Annotated in this window: 25 protein-coding genes and 3 riboswitches; of the genes, 6 read left to right on the top strand and 19 right to left on the bottom strand. The window is 40.6% G+C overall.

The annotated features are described in order from the left end of the window. Positions 1-13 precede the first annotated feature (13 nt). The 6 genes from NSQ52_RS06765 to NSQ52_RS06740 form a co-directional block, all read right to left on the bottom strand. Positions 14-1,108 (bottom strand): Xaa-Pro peptidase family protein, encoded by a 1,095-nt coding sequence (locus NSQ52_RS06765; RefSeq protein WP_342474020.1) that lies wholly within the window; start codon positions 1,106-1,108, stop codon positions 14-16. 104 nt (positions 1,109-1,212) lie between these two features. Then, entirely contained in the window at positions 1,213-3,132 is a 1,920-nt protein-coding gene (locus NSQ52_RS06760; RefSeq protein WP_342474019.1) for a heavy metal translocating P-type ATPase, read from the bottom strand. A gap of 294 nt (positions 3,133-3,426) precedes the next feature. After that, entirely contained in the window at positions 3,427-3,915 is a 489-nt protein-coding gene (gene stoA / locus NSQ52_RS06755; RefSeq protein WP_047946017.1) for an endospore biogenesis thiol-disulfide oxidoreductase StoA, read from the bottom strand. Positions 3,916-3,969: 54 nt separating this feature from the next. Further along, the gene (locus tag NSQ52_RS06750; RefSeq protein ID WP_041092385.1) at positions 3,970-5,286 is read right to left on the bottom strand and encodes a polysaccharide biosynthesis protein; all 1,317 of its coding nucleotides are present in this window, start codon (positions 5,284-5,286) and stop codon (positions 3,970-3,972) included. Positions 5,287-5,399: 113 nt separating this feature from the next. Further along, positions 5,400-6,053 carry a cell wall hydrolase gene (locus tag NSQ52_RS06745; protein WP_045035134.1) on the bottom strand — a complete coding sequence of 218 codons (654 nt, stop codon included), beginning with the start codon at positions 6,051-6,053 and terminating at the stop codon, positions 5,400-5,402. Between the two features lie 306 nt (positions 6,054-6,359). Then, entirely contained in the window at positions 6,360-6,554 is a 195-nt protein-coding gene (locus NSQ52_RS06740) for a hypothetical protein (protein ID WP_008348081.1), read from the bottom strand. 167 nt (positions 6,555-6,721) lie between these two features. Between NSQ52_RS06740 and NSQ52_RS06735 the strand changes: the two genes are divergently transcribed. Next, positions 6,722-6,910, top strand: a complete 189-nt coding sequence (locus NSQ52_RS06735) for a DUF2187 family protein (RefSeq protein ID WP_003211747.1) — start codon at positions 6,722-6,724, stop codon at positions 6,908-6,910. A gap of 124 nt (positions 6,911-7,034) precedes the next feature. On the opposite strand, the gene NSQ52_RS06730 is transcribed toward NSQ52_RS06735, so the two are convergent. From NSQ52_RS06730 to NSQ52_RS06705, 6 genes are all read right to left on the bottom strand, one after another. Continuing rightward, complete coding sequence (locus NSQ52_RS06730) at positions 7,035-7,253, bottom strand: hypothetical protein (protein WP_019743915.1); 219 nt, start codon at positions 7,251-7,253, stop codon at positions 7,035-7,037. 258 nt (positions 7,254-7,511) lie between these two features. Then, positions 7,512-8,009 carry a preQ(1) synthase gene (queF, locus tag NSQ52_RS06725; protein ID WP_003211403.1) on the bottom strand — a complete coding sequence of 166 codons (498 nt, stop codon included), beginning with the start codon at positions 8,007-8,009 and terminating at the stop codon, positions 7,512-7,514. A gap of 15 nt (positions 8,010-8,024) precedes the next feature. Next, positions 8,025-8,756 carry a 7-carboxy-7-deazaguanine synthase QueE gene (queE, locus tag NSQ52_RS06720; protein ID WP_144666412.1) on the bottom strand — a complete coding sequence of 244 codons (732 nt, stop codon included), beginning with the start codon at positions 8,754-8,756 and terminating at the stop codon, positions 8,025-8,027. Further along, a complete protein-coding gene (gene queD, locus NSQ52_RS06715) occupies positions 8,749-9,189 on the bottom strand; it encodes a 6-carboxytetrahydropterin synthase QueD (RefSeq protein ID WP_178897126.1) in 441 nt (146 codons plus the stop codon). Before queD ends, queE begins: the two co-directional genes overlap by 8 nt. Next, positions 9,190-9,846 (bottom strand): 7-cyano-7-deazaguanine synthase QueC, encoded by a 657-nt coding sequence (queC, locus tag NSQ52_RS06710; RefSeq protein WP_008348090.1) that lies wholly within the window; start codon positions 9,844-9,846, stop codon positions 9,190-9,192. Positions 9,847-10,005: 159 nt separating this feature from the next. Further along, a riboswitch (PreQ1 riboswitch) is annotated at positions 10,006-10,050 on the bottom strand. Positions 10,051-10,121: 71 nt separating this feature from the next. Next, positions 10,122-11,165: a hypothetical protein gene (locus NSQ52_RS06705; RefSeq protein WP_268356697.1), complete on the bottom strand. Its 1,044-nt coding sequence runs from the start codon at positions 11,163-11,165 to the stop codon at positions 10,122-10,124. A 245-nt stretch (positions 11,166-11,410) separates the two neighbouring features. On the opposite strand from NSQ52_RS06705, the gene NSQ52_RS06700 reads away from it, so the two are divergent. From NSQ52_RS06700 to motB, 3 genes are all read left to right on the top strand, one after another. After that, complete coding sequence (locus NSQ52_RS06700; protein WP_326242483.1) at positions 11,411-13,516, top strand: ATP-dependent Clp protease ATP-binding subunit; 2,106 nt, start codon at positions 11,411-11,413, stop codon at positions 13,514-13,516. Between the two features lie 563 nt (positions 13,517-14,079). Continuing rightward, positions 14,080-14,874, top strand: coding sequence for a flagellar motor stator protein MotA (motA, locus tag NSQ52_RS06695; protein ID WP_008346088.1), 795 nt, complete (start codon positions 14,080-14,082; stop codon positions 14,872-14,874). Beyond that, complete coding sequence (motB, locus tag NSQ52_RS06690; RefSeq protein ID WP_024719648.1) at positions 14,867-15,634, top strand: flagellar motor protein MotB; 768 nt, start codon at positions 14,867-14,869, stop codon at positions 15,632-15,634. Before motA ends, motB begins: the two co-directional genes overlap by 8 nt. Before the next feature lie 186 nt (positions 15,635-15,820). Here motB and NSQ52_RS06685 read toward each other — a convergent pair whose 3' ends face one another. Further along, on the bottom strand, positions 15,821-16,276 hold the full coding sequence (locus NSQ52_RS06685; RefSeq protein ID WP_003211701.1) for a MarR family transcriptional regulator: 456 nt from the start codon (positions 16,274-16,276) through the stop codon (positions 15,821-15,823). 204 nt (positions 16,277-16,480) lie between these two features. On the opposite strand from NSQ52_RS06685, the gene NSQ52_RS06680 reads away from it, so the two are divergent. Next, positions 16,481-17,980 (top strand): ATP-binding protein, encoded by a 1,500-nt coding sequence (locus NSQ52_RS06680; protein WP_007498739.1) that lies wholly within the window; start codon positions 16,481-16,483, stop codon positions 17,978-17,980. A 51-nt stretch (positions 17,981-18,031) separates the two neighbouring features. On the opposite strand, the gene NSQ52_RS06675 is transcribed toward NSQ52_RS06680, so the two are convergent. The 6 genes from NSQ52_RS06675 to NSQ52_RS06650 form a co-directional block, all read right to left on the bottom strand. Next, positions 18,032-18,274: an aspartyl-phosphate phosphatase Spo0E family protein gene (locus NSQ52_RS06675; RefSeq protein ID WP_008346101.1), complete on the bottom strand. Its 243-nt coding sequence runs from the start codon at positions 18,272-18,274 to the stop codon at positions 18,032-18,034. Between the two features lie 301 nt (positions 18,275-18,575). After that, complete coding sequence (locus tag NSQ52_RS06670; RefSeq protein WP_024719646.1) at positions 18,576-19,106, bottom strand: cupin domain-containing protein; 531 nt, start codon at positions 19,104-19,106, stop codon at positions 18,576-18,578. 16 nt (positions 19,107-19,122) lie between these two features. Continuing rightward, the gene (locus NSQ52_RS06665; RefSeq protein ID WP_342474018.1) at positions 19,123-19,755 is read right to left on the bottom strand and encodes a methylthioribulose 1-phosphate dehydratase; all 633 of its coding nucleotides are present in this window, start codon (positions 19,753-19,755) and stop codon (positions 19,123-19,125) included. Next, complete coding sequence (locus NSQ52_RS06660) at positions 19,719-20,414, bottom strand: 2-hydroxy-3-keto-5-methylthiopentenyl-1-phosphate phosphatase (protein WP_135008969.1); 696 nt, start codon at positions 20,412-20,414, stop codon at positions 19,719-19,721. Before NSQ52_RS06660 ends, NSQ52_RS06665 begins: the two co-directional genes overlap by 37 nt. Next, the gene (gene mtnW, locus NSQ52_RS06655; protein ID WP_217967276.1) at positions 20,415-21,632 is read right to left on the bottom strand and encodes a 2,3-diketo-5-methylthiopentyl-1-phosphate enolase; all 1,218 of its coding nucleotides are present in this window, start codon (positions 21,630-21,632) and stop codon (positions 20,415-20,417) included. A gap of 99 nt (positions 21,633-21,731) precedes the next feature. After that, positions 21,732-21,833, bottom strand: a riboswitch (SAM riboswitch). A 44-nt stretch (positions 21,834-21,877) separates the two neighbouring features. After that, positions 21,878-23,068, bottom strand: a complete 1,191-nt coding sequence (locus NSQ52_RS06650) for a pyridoxal phosphate-dependent aminotransferase (protein WP_039169151.1) — start codon at positions 23,066-23,068, stop codon at positions 21,878-21,880. A 163-nt stretch (positions 23,069-23,231) separates the two neighbouring features. Beyond that, a riboswitch (SAM riboswitch) is annotated at positions 23,232-23,391 on the top strand. Positions 23,392-23,470: 79 nt separating this feature from the next. Here NSQ52_RS06650 and mtnK point away from each other — a divergent pair. Next, positions 23,471-24,664 carry an S-methyl-5-thioribose kinase gene (gene mtnK, locus NSQ52_RS06645; RefSeq protein ID WP_110487286.1) on the top strand — a complete coding sequence of 398 codons (1,194 nt, stop codon included), beginning with the start codon at positions 23,471-23,473 and terminating at the stop codon, positions 24,662-24,664. The last annotated feature ends 1 nt before the right edge of the window (position 24,665 follow it).

The following is a 24,665-nucleotide window of genomic DNA, read 5'->3' as shown; positions in this document are numbered from 1 at the left end:
GTGATTTTTTTCATTACTTGATGATCGTCAACTCTTTTGGATAATTGGTTAAGGTGACTGGGCCATCTTTTGTAATGAGAACATCGTCTTCAATTCTAACCCCGCCGACTCCTGGTACATAAATACCCGGCTCGATCGTATAGACCATCCCTTCTTTTAGAAGGTCATCATTTGCTTGACTCATAGAAGGGAACTCATGAACAGAAACCCCGAGTCCATGCCCTAGACGGTGCGGGAAGTAATCGCCATATCCTGCTTCTGCGATCAGCCCTCTTGCTTTTAAGTCAAGGTCACCAATCCTCACACCCGGCTGGCTCATATCAAGTGCTGCCAATTCGGCTTTCAAGACGGTGTTGTAAATATCTTTTTGTTGTTCAGACGCTTCTTGATAGATGAAGGTTCTTGTAATATCTGAACAATAGCCATCCACAATCACGCCGAGGTCAAATAAAACAAAATCACCTTTTTTCAAGGCTGCCTGCCCCGGATTTCCATGAGGTTCTCCTGATTTTTCTCCGAATAGTACCATGGTTGAAAAGGACATGCCCTGAATGCCTTTTTTCTTCAGTTCATATTCGATGACAGCAAGAACTTCGGTTTCCGTCACCCCTTCTTTTAGGGCATGAACCCCAATTTTGACGCCTTCGTCTGCCAATTGAGCAGCTTTTTTCAATGTTTCAATTTCAGCTTCGTCTTTAATTAGTCTTAGCTGATTGAGCACATCTTCTGCCCGGACGAATGTTTCTGCCCCAGTGACAGCTTGAAGCTGCTCTGCTCTTTGCAAAGGAATGGATTCTTTTTCAATCGCTAGGCGAGTCGCTTTTACTCCTCGTTTTTCTAGTGCCTTTTGTATGAAATCAAAGGGGTTTTCATGGTCTTCATATCCAATGAGATCTCCAGCCCATCCCGCATTTTTTGCTTGCTCAACTTCCATCTTAGGCAAAATGAAAAATGGATCTGCTTCCTGAAAAACAAACAGCCCCATCACTCTTTCATGCGGCTCTGTGAAGTATCCAGATAGATAGAATACATTCTCCTTTGTATGTATAAATGCACCTTGAATGTCTTTTTTCTTAAGCCAAGAAGACAAGTCTTTCATTCGATTCATCGTGATCCTCCTCACACGTTTGACTACTGATCTATTGTATCAGTTTTCACTGTATTTCGCACAAAAGCGCACTAACCTAAAGCCAGTGCGCTTTTGTGATTTGCTTAAGAAGCACGAAGCAAACGAAGTCCGTTTAAAATAACCAAAATCGTACTGCCTTCATGCCCAATGACACCAAAAGGTAAATCAAGAACTTGTAAGAAATTCGCACAGATTAACAAACAAATAACTGTTAATGAAAAGATGATGTTTTGTTTAATGATTCGGTTCATCTTTCTTGAAAGACGGATCATCTTTGTTAGATTGTTTAAGTTATTTTTCATTAAAATGAGATCTGCTGTTTCTAAAGCAACATCTGTGCCTCCGCCCATTGCGACGCCAACATCCGCTGTGGCGAGTGCAGGTGCATCATTGATTCCATCTCCGACCATAATGATCGAATCACCTTGTTTTTTCAGTTGATTGACTTCGTGTACCTTTTCATCTGGAAGACATTCAGCGACAACGGTTTGGATGCCTGCTTCCTCTGCAATCGCTTCAGCTGTTTTTTGTTGATCCCCTGTGAGCATGACGGTTTGGATGCCTAAATCATTCAGCTCCTGAATCATTTTTTTGGCCTCAGGTCTGATTTGATCCTTCAAACCGAGACAGCCGACGACTTCTTGATTTTTTTGAACATAGACAACTGTATATCCTTTGGATGAAAGAACATCACCATTCACTTCAATATCACGATCCATTGAAGCTTTTCCAGCAAAATCTTTCTTCCCAATCCGCCATATATCCTCATTTAATTGTGCTTCCACACCAAAACCTGATGTTTCTTCAATGGTTACGTGGGCTGCCCGCTCTGTATGATGCTCTTTTGCCATATCAGAAATGGCTTTAGCTAATGGATGGTTTGACTGACTTTCAATTTGATAGAGCGCTTGATAAAAGGTCGATTCATCTTGCCCTTTTGCCAAGACCACTTTTTCAACAGCTGGTTTTCCACTTGTAATCGTACCCGTTTTATCAAATGCAATCATCGTACTTGTGCCCAGTTTTTCTAAAAAGACACTTCCTTTTACAAGCATACCGTTTCTTGCACCGTTTGAGATGAGTGAAAGAGCTGCTGGCATAATTGAGGCAACAAGTGCACAAGGTGAGGCAACTACCATAAACACCATCGCGCGGTAAAACGTTTCACTCATGCTCCAGCCAAGTACAAAATGAGGTAGGAACATTAAAATCGCTACAGTGATGAGCACACCTTTTACATAGGCACCTTCAAATTTTTCAATAAACGCTTGGCTTGGCGATACACTTTCTTGTGCAGATTCCACCAGCTTAATGATTTTATGAAAAAGTGTTTCTTCATTATGTTTTGTTACTTCTACTGTTAATGAACCATTTAAATTCACTGTTCCTGCAAACACATCTTCACCTTGCCCTTTTTCCTGAGGCACCGATTCACCCGTTAAGGCAGATTCGTCTACACTTGTTCTTCCGCTCATGATCACACCATCTGCTGCAATTCGTTCGCCCGCTTTGATTAAAATACGGTCGCCTGGTGTAAGTGAAGAAGCAGCGATTTGGATGGTGGTGCCATCTTCTTCAATTAAAGTGGCTTCATCTGGAGCGATACTCATTAAGGCCGTTAAGTCTTTTTTACTTTTATTTGACGTATACGTTTCTAGCGCACCGCTAAGCGAAAAAATAAAAATTAAAATGGCGCCCTCTGCCCAGTAGCCAATGATCGCTGAGCCTATCGCAGCAAATATCATTAAAAGTTCTACATTTAATGTCTTGGATGAAATGGTTTCTTCAATTCCTTCCTTTGCCTTTGCAAAACCACCAATAACAAAAGCAAGAATGAAAAGAGGAATACTCCACATCGTTTCATCCTTTAGAAACCATCCAATCAAGATGAGAATCCCCGAAATACCTGCTGCGATTAATTCTCCGTGCTGTGCCCATTTTTGAAAGAGCGAGTTGGATCCCTTTTGATCTGTCGTTTGATAAAGTGCTGTATTCTCATTCATGATTACTTTCTCCTCTCTAATTGATAATGATTTTCACATTATCAATCGTTGCCCGTTCCGTTTATCATCTATATTTTCTGCTATTTCAAGCTTTTTATAGGTCTGTAACTCATTATAACAGGTTCTGACCAATTTTCAATTAATAATTATTATAATTTCTTTTTGATAATAATTATCATTATTAGTATCCGACATTTCTTCCTCTTTCTGAGCACATTTTATTCATCTGAAAGGTAATTGAACACAAAAAAGAACCAACGGATCGCCCATTGGTTCTTACAGAAAGCTTGTGTTCTAAGAATTTGTCCACTCTTTGATTTGTTTTTTCGTCAGCGGACCTACATGGTTTTTGACCACTTCACCCTTTTCATTGATGAAAAAGGTCGTCGGGATCGTAATGATTTGGTATTTTTTCATCATTTCTCCGTGTTCATCGAGAACGATCGGAAATGTAAATTTTCTGTCTTTCACAAATTGGGCAACTGCATGCTTGCTTTGCTCAGCACCAAGTAAATTCACAGTTAGTATGTCTACATCACTTTGATTTTCTTTCACGATCTGTTCAAAGGCTGGCAGCTCCATTTTGCAGGACGGGCACCACGTTGTCCAAAAATGCAGAATGGTCCGCTTCCCTTTCACCGGGATCACCTGCGTTTCACCTGTTAATGTAGGAGCTTCTATCCTCGGCGCCATTACAGGCTCTTTTGCTTCAGCCTCTATGCTCATCAGAAATAAAAGAAGGGTCATCATGAGAAGACTGGCGGGTAGATATTTACGATTCATCAGCATCTTCCTTCCTGATTTTCCTATAGCTTGCCCGCTAGCTGCACATGACATTCAAGCTTTTTTCAATGTAAGAAACATGGAGACGCCGAGTTCTTTGCAAATCGTCGCATAATGCAAAGCCGTTAATAGCAGCATCCCCGTGTTCATTCCTAAGATAACGCCCATCATATTTAAGGATTCGATGGATCCTAGGAAATACACCATAGAGAACGACACCACGTGCACCCATATATTATGTAGGAACACATCTTTAATGAGACCCATACCAATTAAACACGCTTGAAACGGCATGACGAACAGGTGACATAAGAAGTAAGGCCAGAGCAGCTGCAAGTAGACGGCTGCTTGAGGTGAGTCAAAAAAGAGCTGCGTGAGCGGATAAGCGAAATAATACATAATCATCACCGCTGGCACCCCATAGCCAAACGTAATGAGAATCGCTTGTCTGACACGTTTTTTCACGAGATCATACTGCCCCAAGGCATAGGCTTCTGATACATTCGGAATCATCACAATCATAATGGAATGAGCGATAAACGCCGGAAAAAAACCAATCGACATCGCTACGCCAGCAAGCATTCCGTAATGATCAACAGCAAGCGTACCAGAAATGCCCGCTGCAACGAGGGCTCCTTTGATTAAAAACGGTTCAATCGCATTGGCAATGGCATGAAAGATACGCATACCTGTTGTCGGAATGGAGACTGCTAACAAACGTTTTCTGACGTCAATCCCTCTTAACTCAACCGATCTGACATTCACAGCATTTTTTGCCATGACGTATTGGGAATATAAATAGATAAAGACAACGAGATCACTTGCAACAATCACACCAATCGCGATAAGCACCGCTGTTTCAATATCAAACGAATACCAATGAAAAAACATAAACAAACAGATAAGCTGGATCGTTTTTTTCAGCATATTGGCTAGAGCAATTCTACCCATTTGCTGCTTGCCCATAAAATAACCGCGTGCAATGGACGTAAATGCGATGATTGGAATGAGTGACAGAACCAAGCCCTTCATCAGCGGATGATACGATTGAAATACAGGAATGAAAGGCAGTACAATGGCTGCTATTGCCGTTGTTGTGCATGTCACCACAAGCGTCATTTTAAATGCATGGCGAAGCATACTTTTATGAAGCCGCTCATGCGATTCTGCAATGAATTTAGAAATGGAGACTGGCAGCTCTAAGCTGGCGATCACAAGCACAAGCATGATGATGGGAAGGATGCTCATATATAAACCCATTCCATGTTCTCCAAGCTCTCTCGCTAAAATCATATTGACTAAAAACTCGATACACTCAGCAATGAAAGCTGCGACAGATAGCAGAATGACCCCTTTTACAAATCGATTCATGTAGCCTCCCCTTGTCTAAAAGCAAATTCTTTTCACATTCTATGAGACAAGTCCTGAAAATATTTTAATAATTGAAGACAAAAAAACAGCGACTGATTGATCGCTGCTTTTCTTTACACTGCAAACACGTGACGGCCAATGCGTTCTACAATTTTACGAGAACGAATCCAGTTATCTGTCGCCGTTTTTGGATTATAAAAATAAATCGCCTTTGTTGTTCTGTCATCTTCTTTGACAACCTGCTTCACAGCTTTTACGGAATCCTGGTCTGCCTTATCATTGATACTTCCATTTGATACGGGCTGGAAGGCATTTCGCTGATAAATCACGCCTCTGACACTGTCAGGAAAAGAGCGGTGTTCTACGCGGTTTAAGACGACGCTTGCTACAGCTTTTTTCCCTGCGTAAGATTCACCTTTTGCTTCTGCATGTACCAACCGAGAAAGCAAGTCCATTTCTTCATTAGAATAGTGTGATTGATTTCTTGAGCTTGCTGGCTTTGCCGTTTCCTTTTTCTTCGGCTTCGGTTTTGATGCCTTTTCCTCTGTTGATGTGCTTAGCATTTTCACTTTCGGCTGATGTTTCTCCTCTGAAAACGCTGGAATCACGGTATGCTTATTATCTTGATCTATATATGAAAGCTGATGCTTTTCAGGTGCTTGTTCAAGTTTCTGACTTAATGTGCCCTCTTGCTCTTGTATATTGTCCATCTTGATCGCTGAGATGAGCATAAGGATGGCAAAAAGAGCTGTATGAATTTTGATCATTCGCCTCATTCCTCCCTTAATTAATGTAGGCCGTAAGATACTTGTCCACTCTAACAAGAGCTTCTTCTATTTTCACGCACAAAGATTTTCATGCCTGTCCAAATTCCGTCATTAAATGGCATGTCCTAGTTGAAATACGCATGAACTGGTAATGTAAGCGTTTAATATAGTCTCTTTTTAGCCTATAATCATCCTTATGCTCCTGATTATGGGTTATTACATTTTCTTTTCATATGTATCAAGCTGGTTTGAAGTGTGACAAAAGAACCAAAATAAAAAGCTTTTTCTCATGAATGAGAAAAAGCTTTAGCTTCTTGCTTCTTTAAGATATTCAAAAATAACATCTCCACCATGCTTGGCGATTCCGCGAAAATGTTTAAAATCATCTTGATTGACCAATACAGAACGAAATGTTAAAAAATCATCCTTTTGAATGGTCACTTGTTTTTCAGTACCATTCCGTAATGATTCTAGTATTGTGTTGATGTGTTCTTCAGTCAAAGAAACCGCTCCTTTTCAGCCTTGATCAAATATTAAATATACCATTCGTTTTCAAAGCGTACAACGAAAACGAAAGAAAAACGTCTTTATCCTTTACATTGGTATGAAAATATTGCAAAATACTTTTTAATAGGGAATGAAATCTGTTTTTAAAGGAGAGGGATCGGTTGAAGATTGCAAAAATTGGGAATGTGATCGAATTTAGAAATGGTTTAACAGGTGTAGTTGAAAAAGTGAATGAAAACTCTGTTATTGTGGATGTCACCATTATGGACAACTATAGAGATTTAGAACTGGATTCACTAACAGTCGTTAATCATAAAAACTATAAAATCATCAAAGACTCCGTACATTAATTTGCAATCCTCAATTCAGACTACCGTTACATAAAGATATACACAGCAAAGCTGACTCGTGTCACAGCTCTGTTCTCTTTTGACAATCACATATGAAAAAGGCTGACAACCATATAAAGTGGCGTCAGTCTTTTTGCGCGTGAAAGGTTTGCATTTCCGCTTTTGATTTGTACATGTCAACTTCTTCAGGTGTTATCACGCCTTTATCAATTAAAAGGGCGATCACTCCAAGTAATGTGGAGGCACTCCATTTATATCGTTCTTTGTTTTGATGTTCAAGCATCTGAAGCTCTTCCCTTAATTCCATTAGCAGCTTCTCTGTTTTGTCTTCTTTGTTTGCCAACACAAACGCCTCCATTTTCATTCGCTCGTTTCAATTTTATCTTAAAGTAAATATATGAAGAATAAAAGCATGATACACCTTTACAAACATACGTTCTGTCGTGTATACTATACATACGAGCTGGTAGCCCCCAGCCGTCCTAGCAAGTTCTATTCCTATTGGTATGAGAAGAGTGACATGACTCTTCTCTTTTTTTATGTGCCATCATAATCTATTCCATAAAAAAAGACATGTCATCCACATGTCTTTTCTTATTTATTAGCGATTATCAATCGTTTCTGGATACATATCGTGATTCATCATACGATACGATGCCATCTCTTCATACTTTGTCCCAGGTTTTCCGTAGTTCGTATACGGATCAATTGAAATACCGCCTCTTGGTGTAAATTTGCCCCATACTTCGATATATCTTGGGTCCATTAATTCAATGAGGTCGTTCATGATAATATTCATACAATCCTCATGGAAGTCACCGTGGTTACGGAAGCTGAACAAATATAATTTTAATGATTTACTTTCGACCATGATTTCATTTGGGATGTAGCTGATATACACGGTCGCAAAATCTGGCTGCCCTGTTTGCGGGCAAAGGGATGTGAATTCTGGGCAGTTGAATTTCACAAAATAATCTCTATTCGTATGTTTATTCGGGAACGTTTCAAGCACTTGTGGTGCATAGTCAAACAAGTAATTGGTCCCCTGGTTTCCTAGTAAAGTGACACCTTCTAATTCTTCTGGTTTTCTTGTCGTCATTTTGTCTCTTCCTTTCTATACGCCTCGTTTATTTCCCCACAATAGCGTGTGCAGTTGTGGTAAGACTCTCACACGATTCAAATCAGGGTCTTTCGCTACTTGATCTACAAGCATTTCGTATTTCTTTAATAAGTGCGTCAATAGGTACGCATCATCAGCTGTTGTCGTATCATCATTTCCCACCTGCAAATAAAAGGGGAGTTCTGGGTATTTCGCATGAACATCCTTTGCATAGGCTAGATCAAGATCATCAAAGATCACGACCTTCAGACTTGCATGTTGCAATCTGTTTCCCTTTTTCAATTCATCTATGATACGCGTAAGTTTCGTAAAATCTGTTTTCATATTAGAACTTGGTGGCTTTGGAGAAATGGTTAAATCATCTATCTTCAAAAACCAATCTTGATACATCGTTCCCTGCGTTTCAAGCGCCGTATCAATTCCTTCTTCATGCAATAAATCAATAAGTGATTCCATTTGTTTTAAAAGCGCAGGATTCCCACCTGAAATGGTGACATGAGAAAAAGCCTTTCCACCTATTCTCTTCAGCTCTTTTACAATGTCCTCTGCCTGAAGCCACTGAATATCATGCTTAGCTGATCCATCCCATGTAAAAGATGAATCACACCAGCTGCAGGAGTAGTCACAGCCAGCCGTTCTGACAAACATGGTTTTTTGACCAATAACCATTCCTTCTCCTTGAATGGTCGGACCAAAGATTTCTAAGACAGGAATCGCTTTAGTCATTGAGCTCAACTCGTTTCGGACGGTAAATGCAGTAGCTTGTTGGTGTCTCTCTGACAAAAACTTGAACACATACTGGTTTGTTCGCTAAAGTCGTTAAATATGCGGCCACTTTATCATACACAGTCTTTGCGACAACCTCAGTGGTTGGCATCGCATATGGATCATTCGATGAGAATTCTTCATGGTCATTGAGCAGTGTATGGTCGTACTGTCCATGAATGAGTTTTTTTAGCGTGCTAAAATTCACAAGGAAACCTGAATCATCTAGATGATCTCCTGCAATCGTAATGTTAATCGTATACGTATGACCATGTACGCGGCTACAAGCGCCAGCATCTTCTCTCGGGATAAAATGGGCTGCCGATAGATGCATATCTTTATTTAATTCAAACGAAAATGGATGATTCGTCTGTGGATAGATTTGAGAAAGCATTTAGTTCGCCTCCTTCATGTCCATATAAGTGTCATAGCCATTTTTCCGAAGTTTACATGCAGGACATTCCCCGCAGCCATCAGAAATGATGCCATTATAGCAAGTGAGCGTTTCATTTTTCACAAAATCTAGCGCATTCAGTTCATCAGCCAGTTTCCACGTTTCAGCTTTATTCAGCCACATGAGCGGCGTATGGATGACAAATGGTTTTTCCATTGCCAAATTCACGGTGACGTTACAAGATTTCACAAACTCATCTCGGCAATCTGGGTAGCCGCTAAAGTCTGTCTCGCACACACCCGTGATAATATGACGTGCTCCAATTTGATACGCAAGAATGGATGCAAATGATAAGAAAACTAAGTTTCTCCCCGGAACAAATGTGGAAGGCAGTTCTCCTTCTTTTTCTTCAATATCAATGTCATCTCTTGTTAAGGCATTGGGTGCAAGCTGATTTAAAAGAGACATATCTAATAGATGATTTTTCACACCTAGCTTGTCAGCAATTCTTTTGGCAACATCAATTTCTTCTTGATGACGCTGATTATAATGAAAGGTTACCGTTTCAACCTCTTTAAATTGTTGAAGTGCCCATAGTAAACATGTCGTACTGTCCTGTCCCCCGCTAAAGACAACGACCGCTTTTTCATTTTTCATTTTTCCTTTTCCTCCTTTTGCAGATCCGCACCTCCGCACAAAGCTGCATCTGAAAGGTTCATGAAAACCCCTATTTTTCTCAAAAGAAAAGACACCTTTACATGTGTATGAGGTGTCCCAGCCATAAAAAATAAAAAATGCCACATCCAAGGATACGGCAAGTCCTTAGTTTTTTATAGAGGGTTTTGCTAGAACCTCTCCCGTTTTCACGGATTTTTGTTCAATTTTCACAGAGGATAGTGTACCACATAATTGGTGTACAAGCTATCCCTTCTTTACTTATCACCTGATGCAGGCACTTTTTTCAGACAAAGAAAGAGGATAAAAAAGATACTGACATAGCCAAAAACAGGGTAAACCGTTGAAATGAGTGTGCCGTATCCAATTTTACTGATGACATAACAGCAAAGCAGAATAAAGGATATCGTATACATACTGTTCAATCGGATATACGCCCTCACCTGTCTTTCGAGACCGTATAAATTCCCTATAACGGATGTAAAGACTTCACCAAAGATCACGAATAAATAGATGAGATGAATGGAGTTTGCGACTTGATACACCACTTGGGCCATCGGAATATCATACGCCTCCAGCATATCTAATGAAGAAAGGGATAAAAAGCAGGCGAGCAGAATGAGTGTCAGCATCAGACCTCCAAGCACCGCTCCCCTTTTTATGACGGCTTCGGATGTCATTTCGTTTGCGACCGGCACTAATACGGCTTGAGACAGCGCTAAATTAAATGCACCATATGAAATCGCAGACAACATCCATTCGCCCTCTCCCATTTGCAGCCCCAGAACGTGGCTTTCACCGCTACTAAACACAAATGAGTCTAGAAACACAATCAGCGAAAAGAAAATCAGCATTGGAACGACAAGTACATTGACACCAAATAACCCTTTTGAACCTTTAAAAAGGACAATGACACTTAAAATAATCGTTAAAAAAATACCATATTCTTTTGAGATGCCAAGTTGTTCTTCAAAAATAGCGCCTGCGCCAGAAATCATCACTGACGTCACACCTAGTAATATAAAAAACATGACGATGTTAATATATCGACTCGCAGCAGCTCCAAATAAAAACCGATTCATATCTTGATAAGACTCCGCTTCAATTCGTTTGGAAATAAGCATCATTTTTGCGCCAAGGCCGGTAAAAATAACACCGCTAATCAAAATCCCGATCAATCCAATCCAGCCAAAACGAACAAAAAATTCTACGATTTCTTTTCCTGTCGCAAACCCAGCTCCAACCACTGTTCCTACATATACAAAGGCAAGCTGAAAAGCGGATTCATTTGAACGTTTCATATGACCCCTCCGCACCCATCACTTTCGATTGTCTCTTTTTTATCCTATGAGACAAGTTCCTTGAAAAGAAGGACAAACCATGATTAAATGCAAAAAAGGATGTTTCATTCAGCTATGAGCAAAACAGTTGAAAGTCAAAATAGGTCAGAGTATACTATAGTCAAAGATGGTCAAACAACAGACCATTTTATTTAACATTCATTGGTCAAATAAAGTCAAACTTTATTTTAAGGAGGTCATGGCTCATGCGTTGTCAACATTGTCAAGTAAATGAAGCAACTATTCGCCTGAATATGCAAGTAAATTCGTCCCGTAGCCAAATGGTTTTATGTGAAGACTGCTATACCTCTTTGATGGAACAGTCAAAAATGAAAATGGGTCCTAACCTTTTCGGAGGCGGTTCATTCTTCTCTGAGCAAGCAGGACATGCGACGAGCCAAGAGCGGCCTAAACAAAAAGGCTTACTCGATGAGCTTGGCCGGAACTTAACGGATGGCGCACATGCTGGTTTAATCGATCCTGTCATTGGCCGTGATGAAGAAGTCACAAGAGTCATTGAGATTTTAAATAGAAGAAATAAAAACAATCCTGTCCTCATTGGTGAACCTGGTGTTGGTAAAACGGCCATAGCCGAAGGACTAGCATTAAAAATTGCAAATGGAGATGTACCAAATAAATTAAAGAACAAACAAGTTTATTTATTAGATGTCTCTTCACTTGTGGCAAACACAGGTGTACGTGGTCAATTTGAAGAACGGATGAAGCAATTAATCAAAGAATTGCAAAGCCGTAAAAATATCATCTTATTCGTTGATGAAATTCATCTTCTTGTAGGCGCAGGCTCTGCCGAAGGGTCAATGGATGCCGGAAACATTTTGAAACCAGCTCTAGCTCGAGGGGAACTGCAACTAGTAGGTGCGACGACATTAAAAGAGTATCGTCAGATTGAAAAAGATGCTGCCCTTGAACGCAGGTTCCAGCCTGTCATCGTTGATGAGCCAACACAGGATGAAGCATTCGAGATCTTAAAAGGCATTCAGGATAAGTATGAAGCCTATCATGGCGTCACCTATTCTGACGAAGCCATTAAAGCGTGTGTTCAATTATCTTCGCGGTATATTCAAGACCGCCACTTGCCAGATAAAGCCATTGATTTAATGGATGAAGCAGGTTCAAAAGCGAACCTTTCCATTGATGCAGCAAGTGAAGATGAATTAACAAACCGTCTTGCGCAAATTGCCGCTGAAAAACAAGCTGCTTTAAATGAAGAACGATATGAAAAAGCAGCGAAGCTTCGAGACGAAGAAGAAGCGATTGAAGCGAGATTGCAAAACAAAACAAATGACAAAGAACATGTCGTCACAGCTGAGGACATTCAGTCGATTGTAGAACAAAAAACAGGTATCCCTGTCGGCAAACTACAAGCAGACGAACAAACAAAAATGAAAGAAATTGATGTCCGCTTAAAAGCCCGCGTCATTGGTCAGGAACATGCGGTTGAAAAAGTGGCGAAAGCCGTAAAAAGAAGCAGAGCCGGCTTAAAATCAAAACACAGACCAACTGGCTCCTTCCTATTCGTTGGACCAACAGGCGTCGGGAAAACCGAATTGTCTAAAACATTAGCGGAAGAATTATTTGGCTCAAAAGAAGCGATCATTCGTTTAGATATGAGTGAATACATGGAGAAACACTCCGTGTCCAAAATCATCGGTTCTCCTCCTGGTTACGTTGGACATGATGAAGCCGGACAGCTCACGGAAAAGGTTCGCAGAAAACCATACAGCATCATTTTGCTCGATGAAATCGAAAAAGCGCACCCTGATGTCCAGCATATGTTCCTTCAAATCATGGAAGATGGCCGGCTAACAGACAGCCAAGGCAGAACCATCAGCTTTAAAGACACAGTCATCATTATGACAAGTAACGCTGGCAGCACAGATAAAAAAGCGGTCAAAGTCGGATTCCAGTCTGAACAAGAAGAAGCCATCGAAGAACAATCTTTGATTGATTCACTGAGCGCTTATTTCAAACCGGAATTCTTGAACCGTTTTGACAGCATCATTCAGTTTGATTCATTAGATAAAGACGATTTAGTCAAAATTGTGGATCTTCTGCTCAAAGATTTGTCAGAGCAGTTAAAAGAACAAAATCTAACTGTTCACGTCACAAACGAAGCGAAAGAAAAAATCGCTGAACTTGGTTATCATCCAGCATTTGGGGCTCGTCCGTTACGAAGAACGATTCAAGAGCATGTTGAGGATCAAATGACGGACATCTTGCTTGAAGAAGAACAACTTACTGGATTTACAGTCGATGTTGAACATGACGAAATTGTTGTGAAAAAGAGCTAAGTACATCCTAAGGAGGATCTTCAGCTCCATCATGTTGCAGTGTCTAAATTCCATCTGAGCGCCGACGCTCCCCCGCCTTTTTTCCTTTACGATAAAAGAAAAAGAGGTGGATCACATGGATCACATGATCAATTGGAACTACGATTTGATCAAAATCATACATGAAGAAAAATTAAAAGAATTGCTCTTAGATGAAACAGCTCAAAAAAGATGAAGTTTCCAGATTGTTGACAAAGGGCTAAAATGAACTTGATTTTAGCCCTTTGTCTTCTTTTCAGCGTGATAGAAAACCTTTGCAGTCTAGGAAGGGCAGCTACTTGCGCGGAGCGAATTTGGCATTCGTGAGCACCAGAGCGCAGGACTGACAAAGAATGCGAGGGTTTGTCTACACGCTGAAAACTCCCTTTTATATGAGGGAGTTTCTTTTTTTTACGGCTTTCAGAAAGCGCTTTCGTCAAAATTTCTTCACATAAACTGTCTTAATTTTATATTCTGACTAAAACCCTTCTAGAAGACACCGATATTAACTATAGAAAAAGATAGTTAAAGGATTTGGTGAGATAATGGACAAAACATCGTTAATTGGTATTATTTTAGCATTTATTGCACTGAGTGTCGGTATGGTTTTGAAAGGTGTGAGTCTAACCGCTCTTATCAACCCGGCGGCTATATTGATCATTGTGGTTGGGACAATTTCAGCTGTTGTCATTGCCTTCCCATCTAGTGAAATTAAGAAAACACCAAAATTATTCGGCAAAATTTTCAAAGATAGCAAGCTTCCAACGATACAAGAAATGATTCCTCTATTTTCAAACTGGGCACAAATTGCTCGTCGTGAAGGTCTTTTGGCATTAGAGGCAAATCTTGAGGAAGTCGATGACGATTTTCTAAAGAACGGCTTAAGCATGGCAGTTGACGGTCAAAGTGCTGAATTTATTCGCGACGTCTTAACTGAAGAAGTCGATGCCATGTCGGAGAGACATCAGTCAGGCGCATTAATCTTTACACAAGCTGGTACATACGCTCCGACTCTAGGGGTACTTGGTGCCGTTGTCGGACTTATTGCCGCACTTGCAAACATGGGAGACATTGAAGCACTTGGACATGCGATTAGTGCTGCCTTCGTCGCCACACTGCTTGGGATTTTTACAGGGTATGTGTTGTGGCATCCATTTGCTAACAAGCTGAAGCGTAAATCAAAGGAAGAAGTAAAGCTTCGTCTCATTATGATTGAAGGGATTCTTTCTGTCCTTGAAGGCCAGTCTCCAAAGGTCATTGAGCAAAAACTTCTGATGTACTTACCAGCAAAAGAACGTGCAAATCTTGTCATTGAAGAAGGAGAAAAACAGAATGGCTAGGAAACGTAAAAAACATGATCATGAAGACCATGTAGATGAGTCTTGGCTGATCCCTTACGCCGATCTTCTTACGCTTCTTCTCGCCCTCTTCATTGTGCTGTTTGCATCTAGCTCCATTGATGCGGCAAAATATGAACAGATGGCTAAATCGTTTAATGTTGTCTTTACTGGCGGCACTGGCGTAATGGACCAATCAAGCATGCAGAGCACCGAAGAAACAGAAAACAGCAATCAAACCAAAAAATCAGCAGAAGATGAAGAAGAAGAAGCAAAAGCGAAAGCTCGTGACCAAGCGGTATTAACAAAGGTTAAAAAGCAAGTGGATTCATTCATTGCGGATAAAAAACTTGGTTCGAAGCTTGAAACAAAGCTGACGGATGAAGGTCTGCTTATTACAATTGAAGACAGCATCTTCTTTGATTCTGGGCGAGCGGTGATCCGCTCGCAGGATGTTCCGTTAGCCAAAGAAATATCCAAGCTGCTCGTCATTAACCCTGCTCGTGACATCGTCATTAGCGGACATACAGATAACGTTCCGATTCGGAATTCTGAATTTGAATCCAACTGGTATTTAAGCGCCATTCGTGCGGTCAACTTTTTAAATATTCTCCTTGAAAACAGCAACCTAGACCAAGAGAACTTTAGCACAAAAGGTTACGGTGAATTTAAACCGATTGCCTCTAACGATACCGCAGAAGGCAGAAGTAAAAACAGACGCGTCGAAGTTCTTATTTTGCCAATTGAGAAAAAAGCTAAATAAATAGGAAGCCAGCAGCTTCCTTTCAGATCATGACAAAGGGCTAAAATGATGTTTATTTTAGCCCTTTGTCTTTCTTATGAGCGCGATTGAAAGCGCTTGTCGTTTATCGGTGCGCAGGATTGACACTATATACGAGGATTAGTCTACATACTAAAAAGGAAGCCAATGGCTTCCTTTTTTATGTGTTTATTCTTTATGATCATATAAATGCTTGGCACGCAGTCCTACATGTTTGAGCATATCGATGCAGGCATCCTTCTCCTCTTCACTAAGCACACTGATCATCTCGTGAATCTCTTTTGCATGATCTGGGAAGATGTCATCAAGCAAAGCTCTTCCCTGCTCCGTAATATGTGCAAATGTCACCCTGCGGTCTTCTGCACAAGCTTTCCGGCTAAGAAGTTCTTTTTTCTCCAATTTATCAACCACATACGTGATGCTTCCGCTTGCGAGTAAGATCTTATCACCTATTTGCTGAAGCGGCTGATCACCTTTATGATACAGCAATTCTAATACAGCAAATTCAGTCGGATTCAGACCGTGCTTCACAATATGTTTGTTCATGTGGTGATTAATGGAGCGATAGGCACGTGATAGTACAATAAATAATTTCAAAGATTTCTCAACATTATGATTTTCCATTTTTTATCATCCTTTATGAAATGCAACCCACTAATGTGACATTAATAAACAATAAGTAAAATGTCAACATGTTGAACCGTTTTTAGCATGAAAAAGAGACCAGAACGAATCACCTAATTTTTTAAAAATCTCACAAGTCATCGTAATAAAGATAGGTTCAATGCTATAATAAGTCTATTAGGTAATACGTTGGAGCGATGAATCATGAGTATACTGAAAGGGTTTTGGAAGAAGATCAAGCTTTACCTTATTTTGGTCGTAATTCCAACCCTCATCATTAGTTATTTTATCTACGAAAAAGAAACTGAGAAAATTGATGTAAAAAACAAACAAACCGCTACACTTATGTTAAATATTCACAAAAACCAAATGAATTATTTAATCAGTGAAACAGAAGCAAGATTAACTTCCCTTGCCATGGGATTTGACCAGCCGCTTGAAGCGAAAAGAGTACAAAACATCCTAGAGAAAATCTATAAACAAGAACCTCGTTTTTCAGGCCTGTATCTCCTAGACCAAAAAGGAAATGTCACAGCCAGCACCACACCATTAAAGGAAAAAATCAACCTGTCATTTAGAGATTACTTTAAACGTATTCAAGTCACAAAACAGACCGTCATCACAGATAACTATGTAAGCCGCATTACTAAGCAGCGGATTCTCTCCATTTGTGTCCCTGTTTTGAATGAGAACGACGAAGTCACGGATGTGCTAGTCGCTGCGATTCAAATTGATTATTTAAGAAATATTATGAATGTATTAAACCCAGAGCTTCATTTTAAGATGCTGAATCAAAATGGAGACGTTGTGTTTACAAGTGGTCCACAGCCAGCATCTGAAAGTGATAGCACCGTGTCTACATATTTAGATGAAAACAGCTGGAAGCTGGAGGTTTTTCCGCAGCGTGCGACAACAAGTGAAGTACTGTCTGTGATGCTGTTTCCTTTATCCAGTGCATTTATTCTCTTAAATATCTTATTCACACTCGTCCAATATATCATTTTAAGACGACAAACCCAGCAGGAACGCCACCAAAATGAAGCACAAAAACTTGAACTCATTGGAACACTTGCGGCAAGTACAGCGCATGAAATTCGCAATCCATTAACAGGCATTAGCGGGTTTATTCAACTTTTGCAAAAGAAGTATCGTTCAGAAGAGGATCAGCTTTATTTTTCTGTCATCGAGGAAGAAATTAAACGGATTAACCAAATCGTCAGTGAGTTTCTTGTGCTAGGAAAACCAACGGCTGAAAAGTGGCAAAATAATTCTGTGAAAGAAATTGTGAGTGAGATCATGCCCATTGTATTTTCTGAGGCGAACCTTTATAATGTCGAGGTTGATTTGCAAATCAATACCATTCAAGATGTTGGCGTGTATTGCACGAAGGATCACATTAAACAAGTGGTATTGAATGTAGCGAAAAACTCGTTAGAAGCGATGCCAAATGGCGGTCATTTGAAGATTGTCATTGAGGCTGAAAAAGAACAGGTCATCATAAAAGTGAAAGATACAGGTGAAGGTATACCAGAAGAGATGCTGAAACATATCTTCCTCCCTTTTATTACGTCGAAGGAAAAAGGAACAGGTCTTGGGCTTGTTGTGTGTAAACGAATCATTTCGATGTATGGGGGGACAATCGATATCGAGAGCGAAGTGAATAAAGGAACAACCGTGATCATCATGCTCCCTTCTGCACACTAATAGCTGACGCATTCATCCGGTTTTGCTAATGGCAAGACCGGTTTTTTGATGTCAATAAGAAGGACGATTGACAGAAAGGAGACTCATTTGTGATACAAGATCATGAAAGGAAGCAACAGATTGTTGTTCATGAAAAAGAAGATACTGATACTCATTCATCAGGTTGTCCAGTTCTTGACTATATTTAATTGTCGTCTCACCTGTATAGCCTTCTACTTGAGCAGCTTCTACCATTTGTCTTCTCTTTTCATCAATTGACATTAATAGCTGTTCTTTCCGTACATAAATATTCATGATCTCAGCTCCCGCTATGAATTCGTCTGTCTACGCTCTAAATGATCCGACACCAAAATTATACTTTATTTGTAAATTAAATTAAATATGCTTATTTTATTTAATTTTTTACAGCCTAAAGACCTTTTACCCAATGAATTCTGGGGGTAAACTTCAAAATTGGACAGGACTGACACATTGATTAAACAGAATTTTATCCTATGCAGAAGACCAAAATCAACTATTTTCTCTCTCATTTTATGTCTATTTTCCTAAAAAAAAGCTGATCTTCCGCCTCATGCGAAATAATCAGCTCCCACTATTAAACCGTTTCTTCTTCGTAAATTGGCACCCAGCCCTCAGTTGTGACAAATATGCGAACTGCGACGACTTGACGATCTTCTTGAAGTGTAAAGTAGTGACGAATATTCGGGGGCACAGAAATTAAATCACCTGGATTCAGTCTCACATCAAAAAAGACGCCGTCTTTGCCTTGAATGGCAAAGATTCCATGACCGCTCACGATAAATCTGACTTCATCATCCGTATGATGATGCTCACGTTTAAAGTTTTGAAGCAGTTCATCCAGGTTAGGGGTCGCATCTGATAATGAAATCACATCCTGCGCTTTGTATCCTCTTCGCTCGGAAATACTCTTTATTTCCTCTTGAAACACAGTTAAAATTTCTTCCTTTTCATCATCTGTTAAATCGTACTTTTCTGATAACTGTTTTGGTAGTTTTTCAATATCCCAATGTTCATAAATGACCCCTTGCTGTTCTAAATACGCCTGGACCTCTTGTTCGTTCTCAAGTAACGTGTTCTCTTCATTATGAATGTAAATGGTCGCCATGTGTGTTTCCTCCTTTTTATTTAACAAGCTGCTTTTGATAAAGCGCTACTTTCAAATGATAGGTAAATAAAAATTCATAAGCCTCTAAGACTCGTTTGGCTTCAAATACGCTTTTCCCCCAAACGGTGATGCCATGATTACGAATGAGTACAGCACCAGCATCGTCCGTCAGGTGCACTGCAAATTGCTCTGCAAGGTGCGGAATATGAGCTGGGTTTTCAATAATAGGAACAGCAACTTCTGCATCCTCTTCCCAATAACCAAGCGCTTTAATGATTTCGTTGCCTTTAAAACGAACTTCTCCTTTATCGCCATACAGCTCAGAAATGACATTGTTATCGATCGTGTGGACGTGAAGACAACATCCTGCTTTCGTCCGCTCATAAACGTATGTGTGAAGCAGTGTTTCAGCTGATGGCCTGAGCGGCTGATTCGGATGAACCGGCTGACCTACTGCATCAACAAGAACAAAATCTTCATCGGTTTCTTTTCTTTTATCTTTGCCGCTTGCCGTCACCAAAAACGTGATGGGATCATCCGACACTTTTATCGATAAATTGCCGCTTGTTCCGTAAAACCAGTCTCTTTGTGCCAATTCGCGTTTGACGTCTGCTAGTTCCTTCCAGTGTTTACTCTTCTCGTCTGCCATTCCTTCACTTCCTTTATTTGATCAAATTGCGCTTTTAGATCAACAAATGTTTCATACTCTTTATGTACGAGCCCTAGCTCTTTACATTCGTTCAGTAAATAATCACGCGCAAACGTGAGATCCGCATGTTTCGCTGCCTCAATATCAGTCACTGAATCACCAATCATGATAATAAAATCATCTTCCTGCGTCAGCTCTCGAATAATGGAAGGCTTGCAGCAGCCACAGCCATTTTGGCATTCTGAATCACAGGCATGCGGCCATTCAATTTGAATATGATCTTCTTTAAATGATGCATGGTTACAATAAATATTCTCTTGTTCGACAATCCCTTCAAGGATAGGATAGACAAAAAAGTCCATACCGCCGCTGAGTACATAGAAAGGAATGTCTGCTTTTTTGACATCATCGACAAACTGTTCAAATCCTTCACGAATCTCTGTATCCTCTAAAATAAATGACCGAATGGCTTCTTTCTGATCACTCGTCAGTAACTGAAACATCTGCCCGACGCCTTCTTGGATCGTGATCTCTTTTGCTAGAACACCATCCTTCCATTTCGTCCATTCTTTCGGAGCAAACTGCTTCATGATGCGAATGATATTATCATTTTTCGTAATCGTGCCATCAAAATCACAACATACAATTGGTTTTTTCATTTATTCTGCTACCCTTCCCCAAAGATCAAGTGCTGCTTGTAAGTCTTGACAAGTTGATGCTTTTTCTTCGATAGACTCTTTTTTGACAACTGCATCAATGATCGAACGAAAGGCTTTCCCTCCTCCAATTGCTCCCCGCGGATGTCCGTGAATTCCCCCGCCTGCATTAATGACATGATCAAGTCCAAAATCTTTGACTAAGATCGGCACCATTCCCGGGTGAATGCCTGCTGAAGGGACAGGAAATGTTTGTTGAACTGTATCCTCTTTCACACATGCTTCGAAAATGCCAATGGCATCTTTTTTCGGAAGGGCGACTGATCCATAAGGAGAGGGAAAAAGACTTAAATCAGCACCAGCATATCGATTTAATTTGCCTAAAAGAAGAGAATGCGAGAATCCATAGTCTGGAGATGATGTCAATGCACCGCTCACTGCCGGATGTGCCATGATCGGCAATGGGATCTCTGGATCTTCAGCCAAGCTTTGCATGACATCAAGTCCATAGGCAAAAACGTTGAATAAAAGCGCATCAGCCCCGAGTTCGGCTGCCTTTCTTGCTCGATCTTTCAAATCAAAAGTTCTACCAGTTAAATTAACAGCATAAAGCGTGCGATGTCCTGTCTCTTCATATGTTTCTTTTAATATCTTTTTTCCTTCCTTGATTCGATCTTCAAAAGGGGCTAATGGGCTTTCAAATAAAATCTCATCATCTTTGATGAAGTCTACTCCACCTAAAGCCTGTAAGCGGAGCTGTTCTTTTAAATCCTCCATATCACGACCGATCACGCCTTTAAATATACTCATCAATAGCGGCCGATCAAACACGCCTACTTTCTTTCGTATCCCCTCAATGCCAAATACCGGTCCTGGCAGACAGCTTTTAAACCTTTCCGAAAATTCGATATCGACGAGCTTTACTTTCCCATCCAGTGAAAGCTTTCCAAAAATCGTCGTCAACACCGCTGGTATATCAGCTGAAAAGTTCGCCTCAGGATAAGCAATGGTCACCTCTGTTTGATACAGACCACCATTTGCGGGAGACTGTTCTTTTACGCTCACCACACGTCCTTTATGTTTTTTCAGCTGCTCCTTTTTGAGCTGCGGCAAGTCCGTCCATGACCCGACCGTTAACCCAAGTGCGATCTGCTCTGCTTTTCGGTCTATTTGTTCATCCTCTCGATGTGTTAGTACGTATGTTGCCAGTAGTTCACTCACTAGGAATCCCCTTTCGATTGCGTCCTGTATATGGTCAATAAAAAAACCTCTTTAAGTGCTTGATCAGCGCGTTAAAGAGGTTTCGTCTCATTCATCCGAATCTTATCTCTCAGCGCTTGCTGCAAGAATTAGCACCGTGCTTCATGGAAGTCGGTTGCCGGGCTTCATTGGGCTAGTCCCTCTGCCTACTCTTGATAAGAATATTCAATTTCCTTAAATATTGCCTGAATTATCGCACCATTTTTTTACGTTGTCAATGGCTTTTTTTCAAATAACTGCAAGGCAGCGATACGATCAGCTGCTTCCTTTAGCCGCTCCTCACTTGTTAAAAGTCCGACTCTGACGTAGCCTTCACCGTGAGCACCAAAGCCATTCCCGGGTGCCACAACAACATGTGCTTTTTCTAATAATACATCAGAAAAAGTTTCAGATGTATACCCTTCAGGCACCTTTAACCAAGCAAAAAACGAGCCCTTTGGCGCACTGACGTCCCAGCCAATCTCTTTGCATGCAGCAATCCAAGTGTTTCGTCTTTTTTCGTACCGATCATTTTGTACTTGTACGCACGTTTGATCGCTTAAAAGTGCTTCTGCTGCTGCATCTTGAGTTGCTTTAAACAGTGACACAAACAGGTGATCCTGATAAAGCTCAATGGCTTCGATAACAGAGGCATTCCCTGCTGCAAAACCGACTCTCCAACCAGCCATATTATACGTTTTGGACAATGTATAGATTTCAATACCTGTCTCTTTTGCTCCGTCTATTTGCAGGAAACTAAGGGGCTTTTCGCCGTCAAATCCTATGCCGCCATATGCAAAATCATGGACAACACACATCTTATTTTCACTCGCAAACGCAACAGTATCTTCAAAAAATGTCCGGGTTGCAGTCGCACCAGTCGGATTATTTGGGTAATTTAAGTACATCAATTTTGCTTGATTCTTATCTTCCTCAGACAGTTGGTGGTAGTCAGGCAAAAAGTTATTTTGTTCAAGAAGAGGCATTGTGACCATGCGAGCTCCGGCAAGCACAGCGCCTGACCAGTAATCAGGATATCCTGGGTCTGGAACAAGCAGCGTATCACCTGGATTCAGTAAGCATTGCGGCAATTCGACTAGTCCCGCTTTCCCTCCAAATAAGATGGCAATCTCTGTCTTTGGGTCAAGCGTGACGCCATATTCTCTTTCATAAAAAGCAGCTGCAGCTTTTTTTAGTTTCGCTGTCCCGCGGAATGAGGAGTATTGATGATTTTCAGGTTTTGCTACCGCTTCCTGCATCGCTTTCACAATATGTGGAGGAGTGGGCTGATCAGGATTTCCTTGACCTAAATTAATCACATCTGCCCCTTCCTGCACTTTTTTCTGCACTTTTTGTACAAGCGACGCAAAAAATTGTTTCGGTAAATGTTTCAATACATCCGATTGCTGGAATTCCATTTTTTCACCTTCTATTCAAGTTACGTGACAATACAATCACTGTAATGGATTGTTTTATGAATTGTAAAGCAATTTTGAAAAAAGATTGACATGTGAACTGCAGCTCTGATAATATCTAGAATTAAGAAATGCAAGCAGACATGAAACAATTACATATTGATTTCTCTTATCGAGAGTTGGGCGAGGGATTTGGCCTTTTGACCCCAACAGCAACCGACCGTTAATACCACTGTGAAGTGGGGCGCAGCAAGTACAGCGCCAAGACAATTGTCTTATAGGGCACGGTGCTAATTCCATCAGACGTATGTGCTGAGAGATAAGAGAGGCTTCGAGCATACACGCCATCAAGCCTCTTTCTCTCAGGAGAAAGAGGCTTTTTTATATGATTTGGAGGGGAAACAATTGGTTACACTTACGGCATCATATGAAGAATTAACAGAAAGTTCGGCAGTTGCACTTGCCATTAGACTTGGATTGATTCAGGAGAGCAGTCATTTAACATGCACTGAAATCGGTGACGGAAATTTAAATTACGTCTTTCATATTTATGATCACAAACAAGCAAAAGGACTGATTATCAAGCAGGCCCTTCCTTACGCAAAAGTCGTTGGAGAAAGCTGGCCGCTGACATTAGATCGTGCAAGAATTGAAAGTGCAGCACTCATCAAGCAATCAGAGTATGCACCACATCTCGTACCAACCGTCTATTATTCGGATACAGCTCTTGCTGTCACAGCAATGGAAGATCTATCACACCTTGAAATCGTCAGAAAAGGGCTAATTGCCGGAAAACATTATCCGTATTTATCAGATCATGTCGGAGAATTTTTAGGCAAAACACTATTTTACACGTCTGACTTTGCCACAAATCCTAAAATCAAAAAACAATTCGTGAAGCAGTTTACGAACCCTGATCTTTGTGACATTACAGAAAAACTCGTCTTCACAGATCCTTTCTTTGACAGCGAAACGAATGACTTCGAAGAGGAATTAAGAGAAGAAGCACAAGCACTATGGGCTGATCTTGAACTGCAAGCAAAAGCAGCCGAATTGAAACGGATCTTCTTAACCTCTGCTGAAACACTGGTACATGGAGATCTTCATACAGGCAGTATTTTTGCAAACGAAACGGAAACGAAAATCATTGATCCAGAGTTCGCTTTTTACGGTCCTTTCGGATTCGATATCGGTCACTTTATTGCCAATCTGTTCATAAATGCTTTATCTCATGAGAATGAGCAGGATCAGCAGCACCTTTTTGATCATGTCGTCAATGTGTGGACAACATTCAAAGAAGTGTTCACAAAAGCATGGAAAGAAGACAGTATTGAAGCGTTTAGTGTATCGGACAGCTTTTTAGAAACAACGTTTGACCGTATTTTAAAAGAAGCCACCGGCTTTGCTGGCTGTGAGCTTGTTCGCCGAACCATCGGTCTTGCGCATGCGGCTGATCTCGATGCGATTCCATCACATTCTAGAAGGCTTCAGCAGAAAAAAGCAGCACTTACACTAGGAAAAACATTCATCAAACAATATCAAGCAGTGGAAACAGCGTCTGACCTCGTCGCATTATTCCAGCAAACTGTAAAGGAGTGAC

This window comes from Bacillus sp. FSL W8-1141 (assembly GCF_038593205.1).
GTDB classification, from domain to species: Bacteria; Bacillota; Bacilli; order Bacillales; family Bacillaceae; genus Bacillus; species Bacillus altitudinis.
Note: the sequence above shows the minus strand (reverse complement) of the source record. Positions and strands in the feature narration are given on the sequence as shown.